At 56.6% G+C, this 19,575-nt stretch carries 21 protein-coding genes; 14 read left to right on the top strand and 7 right to left on the bottom strand.

Annotated features, from left to right (window positions below):
* Positions 1-134: 134 nt before the first annotated feature.
* A complete protein-coding gene (locus ABLO27_RS16580; protein ID WP_353034045.1) occupies positions 135-722 on the bottom strand; it encodes a UbiX family flavin prenyltransferase in 588 nt (195 codons plus the stop codon).
* Positions 719-2,230: a UbiD family decarboxylase gene (locus ABLO27_RS16575; protein ID WP_353034044.1), complete on the bottom strand. Its 1,512-nt coding sequence runs from the start codon at positions 2,228-2,230 to the stop codon at positions 719-721. The genes ABLO27_RS16580 and ABLO27_RS16575 overlap by 4 nt, the downstream gene beginning before the upstream one ends.
* A gap of 159 nt (positions 2,231-2,389) precedes the next feature.
* Between ABLO27_RS16575 and ubiT the strand changes: the two genes are divergently transcribed.
* Genes ubiT through ABLO27_RS16555 form a run of 4 tightly spaced genes read left to right on the top strand, consistent with a single transcriptional unit; the run spans position 2,390 to position 5,231 of the window.
* Positions 2,390-2,947: a ubiquinone anaerobic biosynthesis accessory factor UbiT gene (gene ubiT / locus ABLO27_RS16570; protein ID WP_353034043.1), complete on the top strand. Its 558-nt coding sequence runs from the start codon at positions 2,390-2,392 to the stop codon at positions 2,945-2,947.
* A 23-nt stretch (positions 2,948-2,970) separates the two neighbouring features.
* A complete protein-coding gene (gene ubiU, locus ABLO27_RS16565; RefSeq protein WP_353034042.1) occupies positions 2,971-3,957 on the top strand; it encodes a ubiquinone anaerobic biosynthesis protein UbiU in 987 nt (328 codons plus the stop codon).
* A 3-nt stretch (positions 3,958-3,960) separates the two neighbouring features.
* Complete coding sequence (gene ubiV / locus ABLO27_RS16560) at positions 3,961-4,872, top strand: ubiquinone anaerobic biosynthesis protein UbiV (RefSeq protein ID WP_353034041.1); 912 nt, start codon at positions 3,961-3,963, stop codon at positions 4,870-4,872.
* Positions 4,845-5,231, top strand: coding sequence for a hypothetical protein (locus ABLO27_RS16555; RefSeq protein WP_353034040.1), 387 nt, complete (start codon positions 4,845-4,847; stop codon positions 5,229-5,231). The genes ubiV and ABLO27_RS16555 overlap by 28 nt, the downstream gene beginning before the upstream one ends.
* Before the next feature lie 83 nt (positions 5,232-5,314).
* On the opposite strand, the gene ABLO27_RS16550 is transcribed toward ABLO27_RS16555, so the two are convergent.
* The 3 genes from ABLO27_RS16550 to ABLO27_RS16540 all read right to left on the bottom strand — a co-directional run bounded on the left by ABLO27_RS16550 (position 5,315) and on the right by ABLO27_RS16540 (position 8,621).
* The gene (locus ABLO27_RS16550) at positions 5,315-6,373 is read right to left on the bottom strand and encodes an MBL fold metallo-hydrolase (protein WP_353034039.1); all 1,059 of its coding nucleotides are present in this window, start codon (positions 6,371-6,373) and stop codon (positions 5,315-5,317) included.
* A gap of 475 nt (positions 6,374-6,848) precedes the next feature.
* The gene (locus ABLO27_RS16545; RefSeq protein ID WP_353034038.1) at positions 6,849-8,126 is read right to left on the bottom strand and encodes a malonyl-CoA decarboxylase; all 1,278 of its coding nucleotides are present in this window, start codon (positions 8,124-8,126) and stop codon (positions 6,849-6,851) included.
* A 108-nt stretch (positions 8,127-8,234) separates the two neighbouring features.
* Positions 8,235-8,621, bottom strand: coding sequence for a YciI family protein (locus ABLO27_RS16540; RefSeq protein WP_353034037.1), 387 nt, complete (start codon positions 8,619-8,621; stop codon positions 8,235-8,237).
* 103 nt (positions 8,622-8,724) lie between these two features.
* Between ABLO27_RS16540 and ABLO27_RS16535 the strand changes: the two genes are divergently transcribed.
* Genes ABLO27_RS16535 through ABLO27_RS16505 form a run of 7 tightly spaced genes read left to right on the top strand, consistent with a single transcriptional unit; the run spans position 8,725 to position 14,653 of the window.
* Positions 8,725-9,606 carry a fumarylacetoacetate hydrolase family protein gene (locus ABLO27_RS16535; RefSeq protein ID WP_353034036.1) on the top strand — a complete coding sequence of 294 codons (882 nt, stop codon included), beginning with the start codon at positions 8,725-8,727 and terminating at the stop codon, positions 9,604-9,606.
* Complete coding sequence (locus ABLO27_RS16530) at positions 9,603-10,283, top strand: malonic semialdehyde reductase (RefSeq protein WP_353034035.1); 681 nt, start codon at positions 9,603-9,605, stop codon at positions 10,281-10,283. Before ABLO27_RS16535 ends, ABLO27_RS16530 begins: the two co-directional genes overlap by 4 nt.
* Before the next feature lie 6 nt (positions 10,284-10,289).
* Positions 10,290-10,748 (top strand): OsmC family protein, encoded by a 459-nt coding sequence (locus tag ABLO27_RS16525; protein ID WP_353034034.1) that lies wholly within the window; start codon positions 10,290-10,292, stop codon positions 10,746-10,748.
* Between the two features lie 31 nt (positions 10,749-10,779).
* Complete coding sequence (locus tag ABLO27_RS16520; protein ID WP_353034033.1) at positions 10,780-11,865, top strand: C4-dicarboxylate TRAP transporter substrate-binding protein; 1,086 nt, start codon at positions 10,780-10,782, stop codon at positions 11,863-11,865.
* A 29-nt stretch (positions 11,866-11,894) separates the two neighbouring features.
* Positions 11,895-12,455 carry a TRAP transporter small permease subunit gene (locus ABLO27_RS16515; protein ID WP_353034032.1) on the top strand — a complete coding sequence of 187 codons (561 nt, stop codon included), beginning with the start codon at positions 11,895-11,897 and terminating at the stop codon, positions 12,453-12,455.
* Complete coding sequence (locus tag ABLO27_RS16510) at positions 12,452-13,759, top strand: TRAP transporter large permease (protein WP_353034031.1); 1,308 nt, start codon at positions 12,452-12,454, stop codon at positions 13,757-13,759. The genes ABLO27_RS16515 and ABLO27_RS16510 overlap by 4 nt, the downstream gene beginning before the upstream one ends.
* A gap of 18 nt (positions 13,760-13,777) precedes the next feature.
* The gene (locus ABLO27_RS16505) at positions 13,778-14,653 is read left to right on the top strand and encodes a dioxygenase (protein ID WP_353034030.1); all 876 of its coding nucleotides are present in this window, start codon (positions 13,778-13,780) and stop codon (positions 14,651-14,653) included.
* 60 nt (positions 14,654-14,713) lie between these two features.
* Here the strand turns inward: ABLO27_RS16505 and ABLO27_RS16500 are convergent, their stop codons facing one another.
* Together ABLO27_RS16500 and ABLO27_RS16495 are read right to left on the bottom strand one after the other, a co-directional pair.
* Positions 14,714-15,394 (bottom strand): GntR family transcriptional regulator, encoded by a 681-nt coding sequence (locus tag ABLO27_RS16500; RefSeq protein ID WP_353034029.1) that lies wholly within the window; start codon positions 15,392-15,394, stop codon positions 14,714-14,716.
* 151 nt (positions 15,395-15,545) lie between these two features.
* Positions 15,546-16,220, bottom strand: a complete 675-nt coding sequence (locus tag ABLO27_RS16495; protein WP_353034028.1) for an NnrU family protein — start codon at positions 16,218-16,220, stop codon at positions 15,546-15,548.
* A 205-nt stretch (positions 16,221-16,425) separates the two neighbouring features.
* Between ABLO27_RS16495 and ABLO27_RS16490 the strand changes: the two genes are divergently transcribed.
* The 3 genes from ABLO27_RS16490 to ABLO27_RS16480 all read left to right on the top strand — a co-directional run bounded on the left by ABLO27_RS16490 (position 16,426) and on the right by ABLO27_RS16480 (position 19,567).
* Positions 16,426-17,646: an NnrS family protein gene (locus ABLO27_RS16490; protein ID WP_353034027.1), complete on the top strand. Its 1,221-nt coding sequence runs from the start codon at positions 16,426-16,428 to the stop codon at positions 17,644-17,646.
* A gap of 265 nt (positions 17,647-17,911) precedes the next feature.
* The gene (locus ABLO27_RS16485) at positions 17,912-18,295 is read left to right on the top strand and encodes a c-type cytochrome (RefSeq protein WP_353034026.1); all 384 of its coding nucleotides are present in this window, start codon (positions 17,912-17,914) and stop codon (positions 18,293-18,295) included.
* A 156-nt stretch (positions 18,296-18,451) separates the two neighbouring features.
* Complete coding sequence (locus ABLO27_RS16480) at positions 18,452-19,567, top strand: mannitol dehydrogenase family protein (protein WP_353034025.1); 1,116 nt, start codon at positions 18,452-18,454, stop codon at positions 19,565-19,567.
* Positions 19,568-19,575 lie beyond the last annotated feature (8 nt).

The following is a 19,575-nucleotide window of genomic DNA, read 5'->3' as shown; positions in this document are numbered from 1 at the left end:
TGGTAATATTATCAGTGGCCGGGCGGTCGCGCGCGCACCTGCTCCGTCTCAAGGGCACTGGATGGGCTGCGAATGCGCCGATTTGGTGGCCGAATGCTATTCTTTTTCAAATAGAAACGACGTTCCGGATAGCTTCACTGGCTGCCGAAATGGCCTTGCCATCGGCGAAGAGCACCACCCGGATCGATACCTGCCGTTGACAATGCACGGGCAGCGATCTGGTGAGTCATGTCCTCCAGACCTTCAAGACCGGAATAAAACGGAGGAACGGGGGGAGAGACGACAGCACCCATGCGGGTGACCTTCAGCATCGCTTCCAGATGTCCTTCATGCAACGGTGCCTCGCGGGCAAGCAGCACAAGGGGACGGCGTTCTTTCAAGGTGACGTCCGCCGCCCGGGCCAGCAAGCCTTCTCCGGTGCCATAGGCAATGGCGGCAAGACTGCGCATGGAACAGGGGGCAACGAGCATCGCATCCACTGGAAACGATCCACTTGCAATCGGTGCGGCAAGATCGGTCGGGGGCAGATCGCGTGTAGCAAGCGCGGTGATTTCGTCTCTCGCCTTGGGACCGAGTTCATGTCGAATGGTCTGTTCCGCTCCCGCCGTGACCGTGACATATCGCTCGATCTCAAGCTTTGTCAGAAGACGCAGGGTTTCAAGGGCAAGGGCTGCTCCCGAGGCTCCCGAAATGCCGACTACGACGCGTTTGGCCGGTTTCATTGTGCTGCGGTCTCCAATGGTCTGGCGTTCGTCAGTTGAGCAAACAGCTGTTCCGCACGGGCTTCGACATCGGATGGCATCGTCAGTTTTTCCGCGAAGGCACGCGAGGTTTCCGTTCCAAACTTAACCGTCGCGTCGATGCCGAGTTTGCCTCCCAACCCCTCCAGCGGACTGGCGAAGTCCAGTTGGTCGACAGGCGTTCGTTCAAGGATCAGAAGGTCCCGTTCAGGGTCGGACCGTGTGGCGACTGCCCACATCACGTCATCCCAGTTGCGGATGTCGATGTCCCTGTCGACGACAATGACATACTTGGTCATGGAAAACTGCGGCAGCAGGGACCAGAACCCCATCATCGCCCTCCGGGCCTGACCCGGATAAGACTTGTCGATCTGCAGAACCGCAAAGCGGTAGGAGCAAGTTGCCGGCGGCAAATACACATCGACAATTTCGGGAATCGCCTGACGCAGGATCGGTCGAAAGATATCGGTCATGGCCTCGCCGATCACCGAAGGTTCGTCGGGAGCGCGACCGGTAAAGGTAGAGAGATAAACCGGGTCCTTGCGCATGCTCATGGCGCTCAGGCGGAAGACGGGATAGGGAGCGGCGTCGTTGTAATAGCCGGTGTGGTCACCGAACGGCCCTTCAAGTGCGGTTTCACCCGGCTGAATTTCGCCTTCCAACACAATTTCCGAACTTGTCGGGACGTGCATTGCAATTGTCCGGCAGGGTGCCAGCCGCGAGGACGCTTCATTGAATATGCCGGCCAGAGCCAATTCACTGAGGTCGCCCGGGGCAGGGATGACGGCGGACAGGAGCGTTGCAGGATCACAGCCTATGACGACTGCCACAGGCATTGCTTCGCGCCTGTGCTGCCACTGACGATAGTGCTGCGCACCACCACGAAAGGGAAGCCAGCGAATGATTGCCTCATCCGGGCCAAGAACCTGAATGCGGTAAATGCCAAGGTTGTAGGTTCTCGGATCGTCGGCGCCGGGTGTCCTGGTGACAACAATGCCCCAGGTGATCAGCGGTCCGGCATCTCCGGGCCAGCATGTCTGGACTGGTAACTGCGAAAGATCGGGTTCAACGCTTTGCAGGCACTTGTTCGAACTGACTTTCTTCGGCCGTGTGTTTAGCCCTGCCTTTGCGACGGGGAACAGCTTGTAGGCTTCGCGCAGAGATGCAGGTGGTTGAGGGGAGCGCAGGAAGGCCAGGAAATCACCGAGCTCAGGTAAGCTGTCAGGTTTGAGACCCAGACCGTTGGCGACCCGTTTGCGGGTTCCGAACAGGTTTACCAGCAGTGATGCCGCGAAGCCGGACTGTGTGCTGGATCTGGGTGCGGTCAATTGAAGCGTCGGGCCGCCCTGGGCGATCACTTTCCGATGCAAGGCGGTTGCTTCCAGATGCACATCCACCGGAACATGCAGCCGTTGATAATCGTTTTCAGCCTCCAGGAAAGCCTGAAATTCTCGCAAGTTGCGGAAAGGGGGAAGGTCGCGGCCGCTCATGGAACTCCGGAGCACTTTCAGATCGGGCAGCCTCGGCAGGGCTGTCTTTGCCTTTGTCGTGCGCCGGTATCAGCGAAACTTTCCGGATCCACCTTGATAATTGTCAAGTCTCGCGAAGAGACACCTGAATTACGGTCTGGCACCGAAAGTGAGATTCATATGCCCAGACCTTCTTCTGCCCTTAGTCTCCCGCCCCTTGTTTCGACCCTTATTGCACCGTTGCCGCGAACGCCGATGGAAATGCTGCTTTCCAGGTTGACCAAGCAGCTGGTGGCGCGGCGTCCGGAACTGCTGCGGCGCCTGGGCGAAGTGGTCAAGGTTCCGATTGCTATCGTGCCGGACGACATGCCACATGCGTTTCTGCTTTCTCTGGACAACACCAAATCGAGCGTAACGATCTGCGACAAGAACAAGATCTCCAACGCCGAGGCGGTGGTGCGGGCACCCTTTCTCGTTTTGCTGGGTCTGCTGGACGGGACGTATGACGGCGACGCTCTGTTTTTCACGAGAGATCTGAGGATCGAAGGCAAGACGGAATATGTCCTGGCTCTTCGAAACACGCTTGAAGATGCAGAGCTGAGCCCGGGCGAATTCTTCGGACTGACCGGTCAATCCGCCGACTGGGTGAACAAGGTCAGCGTCCAGATACTCGATAAGGCGAGGTGGCTGGCGGCGCGATCCTCCGGTGTAACGGGTTCTTTGGAGCCCAGGCACTGATGTCGGTTGAGGAAAGAAATCGGATGGAACTTGTCTGTCCGGCCGGAACACCGGCGGCACTGAGGGCCGCTGCCGATGCTGGTGCGGACGCGATCTATTGCGGCTTTGCCAACGAAACCAATGCACGCAACTTTCCCGGTCTGAATTTCTCACCGGAGGAGCTCGCCGAAGGTGTGGTCTATGCGCATCAGCGCGGGGCAAAGGTTCTGGTCGCAATCAACACATTTGCCAGAGCAGGCAATGTCGACATCTGGCAAAGGGCTGTCGATGACGCAGCGGGAAGCGGCGCGGATGCAGTGATTGCTGCCGACATCGCCGTTCTGGAACATGCCGCAGACAAGCACCCGGACGTGCGGCTTCATCTGTCGGTTCAGGCTGCTGCGAACTCTCCCGAAGCCATCCGATTTTATGCAGAAACTTTTGGTGTGAAGCGGGTCGTGCTGCCGCGGGTGTTTTCCGTTCCGGAAATCGCTGCACTGAACAAGGAAATCAACGTCGAAACCGAGGTATTTGTCTTCGGCGGGCTTTGCGTGATGACCGAAGGGCGGTGTTCGCTGTCTTCTTATGCGACCGGCAAGTCTCCCAACCTGACGGGGGTGTGTTCGCCGCCTGATCATGTTGACTACAAGGAAGATGCAACCGGGCGTCTTCAAGCCAGACTCGGCGGTTTCACCATCGACAGTTTCGAGGCCGGCCAGCCGGCCGGATATCCCACGCTTTGCAAAGGACAGTTTTCCGCGCTGGGCAAAAGCGGTTATCTGTTTGAGGATCCCGTCAGTCTCAACGCATTCGAACTGCTTGAGGAGTTGTCGAAAGCTGGTGTGACCGCGCTCAAGATTGAAGGGCGTCAACGCGGCAAGGCCTATATCGCGGGTGTTGTCAGCGCGTTCCGTCAGGCTGTTGACGGATTGAGCAGCGGCATGGATGCCAGCGCGGCAATCGCAACACTCAAATCATTCTCCGAAGGTGGCCAGCAGACGGCCGGTTCGTACAAGAAGACCTGGCGGTAAACGATGGCGAACTCGTCTCAAATCGAACTTGCGCTTGGCCCGTGCCTGTTCAACTGGTCTGCAGAACAACTTCTCGATTTCTACAAGCGGATTGCCGACGAAGCGGAGGTCGAGCGAGTTTACCTGGGCGAAGTCGTGTGTGGCAAACGCATGCCCTTTACCGACAAGGTGTGGCCGGAGGCAATTGAGGTTCTGACAGCGGCCGGCAAGGATGTCGTGCTGTCAACCCTCGCTCAGCCGGTCAACAAGCGGGAACGGGATATCCTGAGCCAACAGGCCGCATATGACATGGCGATCGAAATCAACGACATGTCCATGGTACCGGCACGGGGAGGCGAGGACTTTGCCGTTGGGCCGTTTTTGAATGTCTATAACGAATCCAGCCTGGCGTTTCTGGCCGGGCGTGGCGCAGTAACCTGGTGTCCGCCGGTCGAGCTGCCGCTGTCGGCGATCAGCAAGATGTCCGCCCTGGTGCCGGATGTCGAAGTGGAGTTGTTTGCGTTCGGACGCTTGCCGTTGGCACTGTCATCGCGGTGTTATCACGCCAGGGCGCATGGCCTGCGAAAGGATTCCTGCCAGTTTGTGTGCGACCAGGATCCGGACGGCATGGATGTGGCGACACTGGATGGTCAGCGTTTTCTGGCCGCAAATGGCATTCAGACAATGTCGGATGCCTGCCACTTTTCCGGCTTGACCAGCGGGCATCTGAGTGCCCTCGGGATCAAACGGTTGCGCTTGTCACCTCACACATTGGACATGGTTGAGGTAAGCCGGGTGTTTCGCCGGTACCTCGATAGTGAGATCGGTCTGGAGGAATTCGAGGCGCGGTTGGGCGAGTTGAAACTGCCCGGACCGCTCTGCAACGCTTACTTGTCGGGTGAAGCGGGATGGAAGAAAACAGCAATACCGGCTTAAAAACTGAAGGTGGTCTGCTCAGCCGGGCAGACCGGGATCTCATTGAACAGATCCACCGTGAACTTGCGAGACTGGACATGCCTTGCGACTGCAAGGAAGAACTCGACCGGACGATCGTCGCCATTGAAGCCTGGCAGATGCTCAAGCGGCGCAAGGAGCTGATCAGGATCGTTCAGGAGGACTACCAGCATCTTGTCTCCGGCGTGTCCTTCCTGACTGACCTGGAGAACATCGGTCAGCGGAAGCTTTCCGATCAGGATATGCGTGATCATGCGGAGAGCCTGAAGTTTCTCGCTGATCTGGCGGACCGCTGTGCAAGACGGCTGAACGAGCTGGCGACCATCACGGTATCGGATTAAAGAATTTCACGGCCATTCAAGACAAAGGCTGGCTTTGCGAAGGCGAAAGCCAGCCTGTCTGTTCCGGTATGCATCAGGCGATGTCAGTTTTCCTGGGTGAGGGTTACCGACGCCAGATCCGATCCGACGGTGATTTCTCCTTCAAATCCGCTGTCCACGACTGACGAGCGATAGTCGTCCTCGGTCAGGGCACCATCTGGCAGTTTGTACGGGCCCTGGCGCGGCGCACCCACGGGGGGGATGAGGTGTGTCAGCATCAGATGGCTGACACCGGCCCGTTTTGCCAACCCGCCAAGATCGGTGGCATTGCTCTGCCGGAAATAGATCGGCGGTGGGAAGCCGGTTCCTCCATCGGGTCCCATGACCGGATGTATGGTGGAATGCACAACAATGTCTGCCCCCTTTGCCAACTTCTCCACCTGATCGGAGGTTGATGTTTTCCGAGGAGGTTTGCGCGTATCGTTGCCTGCATCACCGCCGATGACGACGCTTCCGGCAGGTGTATCCACGCGATACGAAGCGTGACCGGCAATGTGGGTTGAGCGGATCGCGCTCACCTTGACATCTCCCTTGGACCAGACCTCCTGTGCTTCCTCCTCCGGCTTGAAATCCTTCACCTCGATCAGGTCGGCGGGACCTCCTGGAAGGCGTTTTTTGTTTTCGGCAAGTCGCTGTGAAATTTCACCTGACTTGATGAGAGCATCTCCGATGTGTCTGGCAAAACGCTCGCAGCTCAAGGAGAAACCGAGAGGCGATTTCGTTTCTTCGCTGCAGACCAGATCTACCTTGGGGCCGCCGGAGTTGAAGTGCCAGCGAAGCTGCATCATGTCGGCAAGGCCTTCGGTGTGGTCGGAGTGAAGATGCGTCAGGAAGACAGCGTCGAGCCTCCCGACGGGAACGCCTGCCTGGCTGAGGCGCTGTGTTGTGCCACGTCCGGTATCGAATTGCAGCCGGACATCATTGCATTTGTTTTCAACCGTTCCGTACTGAACCAGCGTGCCGGCACCCGCCTGTCCCTGAAAGACAGGCGGCCCGCCCTGGGTGCCGGTCAGCGTGACTTTCAGACAGTTTTCCGCCATTGCGCCACCGCCCGCGAAAACACCTGCTCCGAAGAGAATTGCAGAAACCAGATTTCGTGACATTTGCTCCCTCCATCGATTTAAATTTTTTTCTTTTAATAATATCGATTTTTATTTGGTTTGCAATAATTCATCGACGGGAAGTAAGTGAGAAGAGGCGGGTCAAGGGATGCCGGTTGTGTTCATGACGAACCGGTGTCCGCATCGAACTCGATTGATGAGAGCCATTGGCGGCAGAGGGGAAAGGCAAGCGTATGCTCAGCCAGCTACTCCGTTGTATTCACTGAGGGGCTCAGGTCCTCTGCGCATGGTGGTATTGAGCAACAGCAAGACGAAGTCTGCCCGCGCGTGAACAGCGTTGGGAGCCAGAGCTTTAAAGAACTTTTCCACTTGCGCGGCAAGATGGTCACTACGCATCAGGCCGAAGGATACCAGGTACCAGCCGAACGGTTCCGGAAATCTCTGATAAGTGAGCCTTTGGTGTGCAGGCAGAGACAGGAAACTCCCGGAGTTGCGCCCGTGCTGTCCGAAAAGAGCGTCACGAAGACGGTTGCTCGGTCTCCTGTCTCCTGAGGTCTTGTTTTTGTGCTGCGGCGTCCAGAGACCGGATCTCCGAGGAAGCTGTTATTTCCTTTGTTGTCGCGAACCGTTCGTGGTTTTGCGAGACCTTGTTCAGGTCGTAGAGGTAGTTGACCATCGTGCCGGCGGCTTGGTCGCGTCCTTTGTCGGAAAGGTCCGCCTCCGCGTGGACTGCATGAACCTGAGCACCGTTTCCGAGGTGGAAACGCGCGACCGGATCCAGCGGCTGCCCATCCTTGCGTTTGGCGGACATGAGATAATGAGCTGCCAGCGTTCTGATCTGCTTGGCGTCAGCATCTTCGTATGGAATGTGTTCCGAGTTCAGCCATTTGGTCAGACCCGGGATGGGAGACAGTGTCACGAAGGTCTTCAGTCCCGGCAACTCGGTCGACAGGTCGGCCGCGACCTGCTTGATGAGCGAATTGCCGAACGAAATCCCCGCCAGTCCGGATTGGCAGTTGGAAATTGAATAGAATACCGCAGTTTTGGCCTCTTCCGCCGTGATCGGCTCACGGTCTTCGGCCAAGAGGTCCTGTACGGACCCCGGAATGGCAGCGGTCAACGCCACCTCCACGAAGATCAGGGGTTCGTCCGGCATCGCCGGGTGGAAAAACGCGAAACAGCGGCGATCATCAGGGACAAGCCTGCGTCGAAGATCGTCCCAGTTCGCGATTTCATGCACGGCTTCATAGGCAATGATCTTTTCAAGAATGTGGGCAGGGCTCTCCCAGTTGATCGGGCGCAGGACAAGAAATCCCCTGTTGAACCAGGAGACAAAGAGGTGGCGGAAGTCCTGATCCAAGGCCTGCAGCTCATGGTCGGGGCCACCCAGGCGCAGCAGGTCGGAGCGCATGCGAACCAGCGTCTGTGTTGCGCCTGGTATCTGGTTCAAACGCCGGATCAGCTCCTGCCGGTCCGGTTCAACGGCTGCCATGAACGCACGGTAGGTCTGCTTGCTGGGATCGGCCTCGTAGGCGTCCAATGTCGCGCGTACCTTTTCCGGGTCGATGTTCATGTCACCGGCTAGGTGATGGAAAAAGGCGAGCTTGCCTTCATCATCCATGTCCTGGAAACGCTTCAGAATATGCTTGGCAATTGACCTTCCGGAGATCTCTCCAGTGGCGCTGACGAGCGCGGTGATCAATTCTTCCATTGACCGGGAGTCGTGCCGGTCCGGCGCCAGGGTGAGGTAGCGGCGCTCAAAAATGGTCGAAAGCAGATCACCTAGAATCGTCATGTTTTTCTCCAGGGCGTCAGATTGGATCAGACAGTCGCTCCCATGAAGATATTAAGTCGTGCCTCGTCGCCCAATTCCCCAAAAGAGTGAATGCGGGCAAGGCACGTCTCAGGAGAGATCCACCTTTCCCGTCGACAGTCCGATGTTGAGCGTGAAGCTGCCTTCGTTGATCATCCAGCGTCTGATAGTGAAACTCCTGACGCCCTTCTTGTGCATCGGGTCTTCCGCGGCAAGAGCCCGGGCCTCTTCAAGAGAGGCCGCGCGGTAAACGATCATCCCTTCACCGTTCATGTCTTCTCCCGAGAAATCGGAAACGGGACCGGCAAAGACAAGCTTGCCCTCCTGTTCCAGTCTGGCCTGGTAGGCAAGGTGATCCGGCAATGTGCCCGGCAGGTCCACATCCGGCCCGGCTGGAACCGAGTTCACCACATAAAGTTCCAGAGCAAGGGCACCGCGTTCCTTGGCGATGCGTTTGTAGTCGGCCCATTTCGGCATGTTTCATCTCCTATTTTTCGCTATTCTAAAAAAATCGATATTATTTGACAATTATAAAAATAGTCGTCAAAGTAACAAAAAACAGGGAAACACCGAGGCTAGTATGCGATTCTTAGTGGGAACGGGTGTGTCAGGGCAGGGTGTCTATCTCGTTGAAGGCGAGTGGGCCTGGAACCTGACGGCGATCGACGGCAAGGTTGGCGTGGATCTGAAGGCCCTGATCGATGAGACAGTGGATCTTCAGGGCCTGATTGCCGGAAAGGACCAGGTGGACGCGGAGCCGGTCGCTTCGATAACGCCGGGCCTGCCGGTTGCGCGGCCGGGCAAGATCGTCTGCCTCGGATTGAACTACGTCGATCACATCAAGGAAGGTGGTTATGACGTTCCCACCTATCCTGCGCTTTTCATGCGGTGTTCGACGTCGATGATCCCGGCCGGGGCACCCATGGTGAGGCCGTCCTGCTCTGAACAGCTGGACTACGAAGCGGAGCTGATGGTCATCATCGGCAAAGGGGGCAAGCACATCAGCGAGGGCGACGCGTTGGGGCACGTCTTCGGCTATACGCTCTTCAACGATGGTTCGGTACGCGAATATCAGCGCAAAACCCATCAATGGACGCCGGGCAAGAACTTCGATGCGACAGGACCCATCGGTCCGGTTGTCGTGACACCGGACGAGTTGCCGGAAGGAGCGGAGGGGCTCAAAATCGAATCCCGTGTGGGCTCGGAAATTCTGCAGAGCGCAACGACTTCGGACATGCTTTGGAGCGTTGCCCGCACGATCTCCACCATCTCGGAATTCACAACCCTGGAGGCTGGAGACCTGCTGGCCATGGGGACGCCTCCGGGGGTCGGCCATGCAAAGACACCGCAGCGCTGGTTGCGGCCTGGTGAGACCGTTGAAGTGGAGATCGAGGGTATCGGTATTTGCGCCAACCCGATCGTCGCAGAAGAAGACATTGCGACTACGGAGGCTGCTGAATGAGTATGCGTGCGCCCAAGGTGCCTTCAGGCGAGGCATTGGAAAAGCTTCGTTCGGAAGCCCATGACGCCATTCGAAAGCTCCGTCAAAAGATCGGCAAGCTGGAAGATGACGGCATTGATCTGATCCTTCGTGGAGCGCGTTCACACTATGCGTGGCAGGACAAGCCCGTGCCGCGGGAACTTCTCAAGAAGATCTACGACATTACTGCGGCCGGGCCGACGAGCATGAATTCCTGTCCGGCAAGGTTCTTCTTCATTGAAACGGCGGAGGCCAAGCAGCGGTTGGCCAAGGCGCTCAAGGACAAGAATGTCGACAAGATGATGTCCGCACCGGCAACGGTGATCGTTGCTCATGACGTTGAGTTCTGGAAGGAGCTTCCCTTTCTTTTCCCTCATGAGGACCGGCGGCACTTCTTTGAAGGCAAGCTTGAACACTCTGAAGAAACGGCTTTCCGGAACGGGACATTGCAAGGCGCCTACTTCATGATCGCCGCGCGTGCGCTCGGGCTCGACGTTGGAGCCATGTCCGGCTTTTCCAACAAGATCGTCGATGAGGAGTTCTTCGCCGGAACGACACTGAAATCCAATTTTCTCTGCAATTTGGGCTATGCCGACGAAACGGCGCTTTTTCAGAAGCTTCCGCGCCTTCCGTTCGACACGGCGTGCCAGTTCTTGTGAGGTCACATGCCGGCCTTGAGAGAAAAAACAGTCGTCAAGCTTCGCGCAAAGGGACAGGGAATTTCCCATTCCAGAACGGATATCGGCATCCGGGATCTGAATTTTGCGATTGATGAACCGGAGGCACGCGGCGGGACCAATCTGGGACCGGCTCCGACAGAAGCGGCGCTGGCAGCCCTGGCCGGCTGCACCAATGTGATCGGGCACAAATGTGCCGGCAAGATGGGTGTCGATATCGGGCGCCTGTCCATCGAAATTTCCTGCGCGTTCGATCGCAGGGGCGTGACCCTTGAAGAAGAGGTCGATGTCCCCTTTGTCGAGTTGCGTCAGGTGGTGACCTGTGACGGATCCCTGAACGAGGAAGAACTTCAGTCCGTTGCAGATGAAGTTGCCAAATATTGTCCCCTTTCAAAACTGTTCGAGCAATCGGGGACCGCAATGGAGACGATCTGGCAGAAAGCCTGACCGGTCTCGCTTTCTTTGGGAGGAGAATGCCATGATTGGAAAAATGACAAGGCGGAGCGCGCTGGCAATGGCGCTCTTGAGCGCGACTGCGATGCCAGGCTTTGCGACTGAAACGATCAAGGCGGTCGTGATCGACGGTTATCCGTCCAGAGCACTCTGGGTCAAGGAATTCACCAACTTTTTCATTCCTGAAGTCGACAAGCGTCTGGCTGAAACCGGCAACTACAAGATGGACTGGCAGGAAAGTTATGGCGGGTCCATCGTCAAGCCGAAAGGGGTCCTGGAAGGGGTGAAGCTGGGGCTTGGAGACATCGGCATCGTCACGACGATCTTCCATTCCTCCAAGCTTCCAAGCCAGGCGATTGCCGCGGTTACGCCATTCATTGCCCCGGACTCCAGAGCGGTGGCAAAGGCCGTCGATGAGATCGCCAAGGAATTCCCGACCATGCAGAAGGAATTCGAAGCCCAGAACCAGGTCTACCTGGCGACAGGTGTGGTGCTGGACACCTATCAGGTGTTCTCCAAGGAGCCGATCGCGTCTGTGTCCGATGTCGAGGGGAGCAAGGTTGCCGGAGCCGGTATGAACCTGCGCTATCTGGAGGGGATTGAAGGAGCTGCCGGTGTTCGCGGCGGTCTGACGGATTTCTACAACATGCTGCAAACCGGGCTGGTGGACAATGCGATGCTGTGGCCGGAAGCTGCCAAGACCTTCAAGATCGCGGAAGTCGCGCCCTACATGCTCAAGGCAGATCTCGGAGCGGTAAATTCAAAGACCATCACGGTCAACAAGGACTACTGGGACAAGCTTCCCGACGAAGTCAAGCAAGTGCTGCAGGATGTCGCCGTGGAGTATCGCGACCACGTTGCCGCCATTGCAATGGACCGCGCCGATGCAAGCCGGGCGGCCTATGTGGAGTCTGGTGGAACAGTTGTCGAAATGGACCCGGCAGAACGGGCGCAATGGGCTGAAAACATGCCGAATATCGCTGTCGAATGGGCTGCGGACCTGGATGCCAAGGGCGAACCCGGCAGTGACATGCTCAAGGCGTATATGGCCAAGCTGCAAGAGGCCGGCTTTACACCTGTCCGTGACTGGTCAGCTGAACTGACACAGTAATCGCAGCGAGAATAAGCGGGAGCGCCGGGATGCTGCGTCCACTTGAAAATGGCGTTCGCGCCTTATCACAACTTGCCAACTGGGTTGCCATTGCCGCCAACGCAGTTGGCACCCTTATCGTGCTCGCACTGGTCATGATCGTGAATTATGACGTCGTAGCGCGCGGGTTCTTCAACGCGCCTTTTCGCGGTGCGGTGGAAGTTGTCCAGTTCTCAATGGTTCTGATCGTATTCCTGCAGTTGCCGGATGTCGTGCGGACAAACAGACTGACCCGATCGGACGGGTTCTTGACCATCCTGCAGACAACAAAGCCAAAGCTGGCGGAAACGCTTCGGCGCGCGATCAACTTTGCTTCGGCGGTTTTCATGGCGCTTGTCGCCTATGCCATCTGGCCGGAATTTGTCGAAATGTATGAAACACAGGACTTTTTCGGAGTGCCGGGTGTGTTCACGGCGCCCTGGTGGCCGGTGAAACTCGCCATCTATCTGAGTGCAACGCTCTGCACGGTCCTGTTTGTGATGAAAGTGCTGAGCCCGGACAAGCAAATCGATCCGGTTCGCCTGAATGAACAACCAGAGGATAAGTCGTGACACCTATCGAAATTGGTATGCTGTCTGTCGTCGCGATCGTCGTTCTGGTCTATCTCGGCGTCTATATTCCGATAGCGCTCGGCCTTGTCTCCTTCGTCTCGATCATCCTGATGAGGGACAACTTCGATCTGGCGATCAACCTCCTGAAAATCGCGATCGGCGACAGCGTGATGGAGTACACGTTTGCGACTGTGCCGCTCTTCACCTTCATGGGGTTGATCGTGTCGAAAGCCGGGCTCGGCGCGGATATCTACACGGTGATGAATTCCGGATTTCGGAAGGTCAAGGGCGGCATCGGTATGGCCACAGTCGGCGCCAATGCGGTCTTCGCGGCCGTGACCGGTTCCTCTATCGCCTCGGCTTCGGTCTTCTCCAAGGTTTCCGTGCCGCAGATGCTGGCCTTTGACTACAATCCGCGTTTCGCCGTGGGTGTGGTTGCAGGATCGTCCGTTCTAGGCATGATCATTCCGCCTTCCGCGATGCTGATCATCTATTCCTTTGTTGCCGAGCAGAGCGTCGGCGACATGTTCCTGGCTGGTGTCGTTCCAGGCATCCTGCTTGCGATTGCCTATGTGGTTGCCATCTTCCTCATGGGGCGGTTGACACCTTCCTACATTGGAGGACGCGCTGCCAAGGACACGGAGTGGATGTCTGCTCTGGAGATCGCGGACAAGACCGTTCCAACCCTGCTGCTGATAACAGCGGTGCTCGGGGGGATCTACACCGGGTGGCTGACGCCGGTGGAAGCAGGGGCAGCCGGTTCCCTGCTCGGACTGCTGATCGCTGCCGTCAGGAAAAAGCTGACGCTCAAGTCCCTATGGAACGCGCTTCTGGAGACCGGGCATATCACCGCGTCCATCCTGTTCCTGATTACTGCGGCTTCCATCTACAGCCGAATGCTTGGACTGGCCGGATTGCCGAACGAGCTTGGGGACCTGTTGACTGAGACCCAGATGAGCTTCTTCTGGATCATGTTCATCTATGTCCTGATGATGATCTTCCTCGGAACGCTGTTGGACACTGCGTCGATCATCCTGATCGTTGTGCCGCTGTTCCTGCCGCTGGTCGAGCCAATGGGACTTTCACTCATCTGGTTCGGGATCGTCACGGTCGTCGGAGCGGAAATCGGCCTTCTGACACCACCACTCGGCATTTCGTGTTTCGTCATCAAGGCCACATTGAATGACCCGCGGATATCACTGAAGGATGTTTTTGTCGGAGCGTTCCCGTTTGCCCTGGTGATGTTGATCGTCCTGATCGCGCTGATCCGCTGGCCGTCGCTCAGCCTGGCAATTCTGAATTAGGTCCTGGAGAGGAATTCTATGCGTCACGTCACCAAAGACAACATAACGGACGTTTTCATGGGGTATTTCGGGCCGGATACGGACCCGAGATTGAAGGAGATCCTGCAGAGTCTGGTGTCGCATCTGCACGCCTTCGCCCGCGAAACCAACCTGACCCACGATGAGTGGCGCAAGGGGATCGAGTTTCTGGAATGGGCCGGAAGGATCTCGGACCACGAACGGCATGAGTTCGTTCTCCTGTCCGACGTTCTGGGGCTTTCTTCCCTAGTCGACATGTTGCATTCCAGTCCAACGGGTACTTCTTCAAGTGTTCTCGGTCCTTTTCACATTACCGGTGCGCCACCCTTACCGTTCGGTGGAGACTTGAGAAAGGACTTCAAGGAACAGGTGCTGTTGGCTGAGGGAACCATCCGGGATGCGCAAGGCAATCCGATCGAAGGTGCCGAACTGGATATCTGGCAGACAGCTCCAAACGGCATGTACTCAAGTCAGGATCCGGATCAGGACACCTATTCCTTTCACGGCATACAGACGACCGGGAAAGACGGACGCTATGCCTTCACCACGGTAAAACCGGTGAGTTACACGGTTCCCGGAGACGGTCCTGTAGGCGACATCCTGCGCGCGAGCGGACGGCACCCGTGGCGGCCGTCGCATCTGCACTACATCGTCAAGGCTTCTGGTTTCCGGCCACTGGTGACCGAGATCTTTCCAGATGACGATCCCTATCTCGATGAGGATACCGTGTTCGGCGTGCGCGAAGACCTGGTCATGACCTACGAGGAAAAACCGGCCGGGTCGTTTCCGGCAGAAGGATTTGAGTTATCGGGGAAGGTTGACGGACCGTACCAACTCGCTTCGTTCGATCTGGTTCTGGTGCCTGAGGGCACCTGAACAGGGCGGGGGGCCGAATCCCGAAGTCCGGCCCCCTGTCTTGCCATACCGCAAAATCTTCTATTCTGCCGCGACCGAGGTGAAGTGCTTTTCCAGAAATGCGCCGGTCGTGCGGTAATGGTCGAGCAGCAGATGGCAGGCTTTGTCCGCATCCCGGTCAACCGCCGCATTCATGATGTCCGTGTGTTCCTTGCTGATATCACGCTTGGAATAGTTCAGCGCCTTTCCGGCAAGGTAGCGGTAGCGGATGTTGAGATCATAAAGCTGATTGCAGAACTTCAGGAGAACCGGTGACTGGCAGGCACTCAACAGGTTCAGATGGAAGGTTTTGTGCAATTCTTCAAACCGTTCCACGTTGGTTCGCGGTTCACGCATCATTCGATGATGAGCGAGCACAAGCCGGTCTTCCCAGGCATGATCTGCATTGGCCAGACTTTCGCGCAGGGCCATCTCTTCAAGCTGACAGCGGAGCTTCAGGATTTCAGTGAAGTTCTGCGGACTGATTTCGGCCGTTCGGAACCCTCTTTGATCCAGGCGTTCCACCAGCAGGTCGGACACCAACAGCGTGAGAGCCTCGCGTATGGGCGAACCGCCCATATCCAGAATGGCGCGAAGCTTTTCGATCTTGAGCTTTTCACCCGGTGGCAATTCGCCAATCAGGATCATGCGCCGGATCGCAAGATATGCACGTTGTGTCGCCGAAGGTTCCTGCGCCGGATCAGTTTGAGTTTGAATTGACATATCCAATAATATCGATTTTCTGCCCAGATATCCAGTTTTAACTAGAAATTTGAGTGTCAGGTCAAGTGTTTTTCAGCATATACCGGGCGATGTGGCGAATAAGCTGATCAACACTTCGTCAGGAACGTAATTCCGGGCGGCGGATATCAGGTCAGGCAAAGGGATTCACGCCCGCAAAATAGACGTGGGAATGGGCGAGTGCCATATAGACGATGACTGCGAGCACAAGCCGGACAAGCGCATTCATCGTCGGCAAAGCGCTCGGCAATCCGGCGTTGCGTGTTGCTTGCTGCAGTTTATGCCAGTCGTCTCCCATTTCCCTTTGCCGCCGTTTGTCGATGATCTTCATACCGAGCAGCGAAAACAGCGAAAACGCGCCAAAGAGGATGACATGCGCGAGATTTCCGTTGGGTATCAGATGCGCGGTCGACCACAGGAAAAGTGCAACGAGGACCGGGTGGCGCATCCAGCGAACAAGTCCCGGGTGATCTGGGTCGAACCGGTCATTGTGAAGTCCGCCAAACGAAAATGGATTTGGTACAGCCACGCCGAAGGCCACAATCAGGCAGACCGGCAACATTGCCAGGATCGGTACCCAATTCTGCCAAGGCTCCCAGGACCAAAGTTCTACATAAGGGGCTGTCTGCGCTGCGTCGATCATCCACCAGAGGATCAGAACAGAGAGGGCAGAGTAGGCGATCGAAAACCCTCGTTGACCGAGTAGCCGCACCAGCACCGGGCGAACAGGGGGGCGGACCAGGACCATGTGTGATGCAAAGAACACTGCAAACGCCGCCGTGAAATTCATCCATCCGTTTTCAAGCATAGAAGCTCCAAATTCCTCGTCGAACCATCTTTCGAAACCTCCCAATCGGGAGTGTATATATGAGGTTTATACTCAGGATTTTTTTATGACTTGACGATGGTCAAGTCTTTTTGTCGCCAGTGCTGCGACCATCACCAAACTCCACCTTGTTGAATAGCAAGTCCCGATTTCAATCCACACCGGAAATCCCGTTAAGGGCAGACATATGGCCGCAACATCCCCTCCGCACTCGTCCAGGATGGCTAACCGATTCCCGACGGTTCTGTCCGCCGGGTTCCGCTTTTATTTTCTTGCAGCCGGCATTTTTTCGGTCATTGCGATGCTTGCATGGAACATCTGGCTTGGCGTCCATGCTGCGGGTGGAGCATTTGTCTCCCTGCCGATGAGCATGGCACCGCATCTGTGGCATGCCCATGAAATGGTCTTCGGCTACACGGTCGCGGTCATGGCCGGGTTCTTCATCACAGCCGTACCAAACTGGACGGGGTCCAAGGAATCCGGTGCGTTGTTTGTAACCTGCAGCGGTGCGGTCTGGCTGTTGGGACGGTTAGCGGTCTGGTTCTCCGGATTGCTCGATCCGGTTCTGGTTGCGGTTGTGGATCTGGCGTTTGTACCGATCCTCGCAACCAGCATAATCGGACGGTTGGCCAAGAAGTCCCAGGTCCGAAACATCGTGTTCCTGTTCCTGCTGAGTGCGCTCTTTACAGGCAATCTGCTGATGCACCTCGAGTGGATGGGATGGACGGAAGCAACGGCGGAATCCGGTGTTCGACTGGGTCTTTTTGTCAGTGCCGCGATGATCGTCATCATCGGTGGTCGCGTCGTTCCCGCGTTCACGCGCAATGCGCTTAACCGGGTTGGTTATGCCGGGACAATGCCGGTATCGCGAGCCTGGCTCGACAGGGCGGGTATCCTGCTCGCGGTCCTGTCGGCTGTGGCAAGTGTCCTGCCGGTTCCTGAAACGGTCTTCGGGATTTTGTGTCTGGGGGCAGGGGCTGCCAATCTCTGCCGGGTGTCCGGTTGGAGAGGTTGGGTCACGCTGGACAGTCCGATCCTCTGGATCCTTCATGCCGCTTTCCTGCTGCTTTCCATCGGCTATCTTGTCTATGGCTTCAGTCTGACTTTCAACGTGTTCAGCGAAACGGCAGCACTCCATCTTCTTGCAGCCGGTGCTGTTGGTGGGATGACACTTGCCATGATGACCAGGGCTTCGCTTGGTCACAGTGGGCGCCCGTTGATTGTCTCCACGCCCATCATGCTGGCTTATCTGGCGGTCATTGCAGCTGCGCTTTTACGAACATTCGGCACGCAGTTCTGGGACTATTTCCCCGTCATGCTGTCATCGGGGGCGCTCTGGATCACTTCATTCGCGCTGTTTACCTGGGTGTATTTCCCGATTTTGACGAGGCCGAGGTCGCGCGCCTGAATGCTGGTGACCGCGCTCGCCTGACCTGCATGCGGCTAACCTGCCAACGCCATCGGGAAATGGTTGTCAGCAAAGAAAGAAAGTTTGGATAAAGCGGCTCCACACGCCTTGCAGCAGCGGAATTTAGCGATGGCCGCTTGATGAAAATCAAAGAGAAAACGGGCCAAACCCCGTTTCTTGTGGCGATGAATCTCAGAAGCGTCCTTCGACCGGGTTGTTCCGAAAAAGCCTGTTTCGAATTCGGCGTACACGGAAAGGATTGGATATGAAATACGCAATCTCATGCCTTGTGGCGGCAGTTGGCCTTGCGCTGGCTTCTCCAGCGCTGGCCGATGGCGATGCTGCCGCCGGTGAAAAGGTCTTCAAGAAGTGCAAGGCCTGCCACGCGGTTGGCGATGGTGCAAAAAACAAGGTTGGGCCTTCCTTGAATGGCATCGTTGGTGCACCCGCCGCTCAGGTTGAAGGCTTCAAATACTCCAAGAGCATGGTTGAAGTTGCTGGTGGTGGACTTGTCTGGGATGAGGAAACACTGACCGCCTTCCTGACAAAGCCGAAGAAAGTTGTTCCGAAAACCAAGATGTCCTTCGCCGGTCTTCGTAAGGAAGCAGACATCGACAACGTCATTGCATATCTGCAGTCTTTTCAGTGATTGAAAAGCACTAGATCTGATTGCGGGAAATCCGTGACGGGCGCAATTCGAAAGAATTGCGCCCGTTTTCGTTTGGTCGGAAATTGTCTGGTCGGGAAACTCGGTTGACCATTTTTGTCTAAAATAATAAAAAACAAATCAGTTAAAGGAGACACCATGCCGACAACGCCGATTGTCCAATTCGGGACCAGCCGCTTTCTGCAAGCCCACGCAGACCTTTTCATATCTGAAGCCCTGCAGGAGGGACGGGCACTGGGGCGGATTGCCGTTGTTCAGAGCAGCGGTGACGCTTCCCGCGCGAGCCGGTTGCAAGCGTTGGCGGATCCCGCCGGATACAGTGTCCAGGTCAAGGGAGTGGATGAGGGGGAGTTGGTGGATACTTCAAAGACTGTCGGGAGCATTGCCCGAGGGTTGTCTCTTCCTTCCGACCTTGCCGAGGTTACCGATCTCATCAAGGCGCAAGCCAGGATCATTATCTCCAACACTGCCGATGCCGGCTTTCGGCCGCAGCAAGCCGATGCGGTCGCAGAATTCTCCCAGCACATGTCCTATCCGGCCAAACTCGCCTGGTTCCTGTTCCAGCGTTTCACAGCCGGGGGAAATCCGATACAGGTCATGCCTGCGGAACTCATCCCACAAAATGGCGCCGTCCTGCGGGATCTTGTTCTGTCCATTGCACAGATATACCCGGAAGAATTCCGCGCCTGGCTTCAGTCGGAAGTCCTGTGGGTAAATTCGCTGGTGGACCGGATCGTGTCCGAGCCGCTGGAACCGGCCGGTGCGGTTGCCGAACCTTATGCGCTTTGGGCGATTGAGAACCAACCCGGCCTCATCGTGCCGTGTGAACACCGGGACGTGCGTGTTGTGGACGATCTGGAGCAGGTCGAAACGCTTAAGCTCTACATCCTCAATCTCGGACATACCTACATGGTGTCCCGCTGGTTGACGGCAGACACCGCGTCCCGGCAATTTGTCAGGGAAGTCATCGAAGATGACGTGGAACTGGCGGACTTGAAGGACATGTACATGCGTGAAGTCGTCCCCGCCTTTGCTGCCCAGGGCAGGGGTGAGGAAGCTGAAGCCTATGTGAAAACGACCATCGACCGGTTCCGAAATCCCTTTCTTGACCACAGGTTTTCGGACATTGCGCAGAATCATGCGGAAAAAGTCGACAGGCGTATCGACAGCTTTCTGAAATGGGCCAGGGCGAGTGATCCAGACATGCAAATGCCACGCCTTGAGGCGGTTGTGGGTTCTACGATTTCAGGCTGACTGATAGA

Origin of the sequence: Roseibium sp. SCP15 (assembly GCF_040329435.1) — a bacterium.
In the GTDB taxonomy this organism is placed as follows: domain Bacteria; phylum Pseudomonadota; class Alphaproteobacteria; order Rhizobiales; family Stappiaceae; genus Roseibium.
This window is presented reverse-complemented; position numbering and strand designations above follow the sequence as displayed.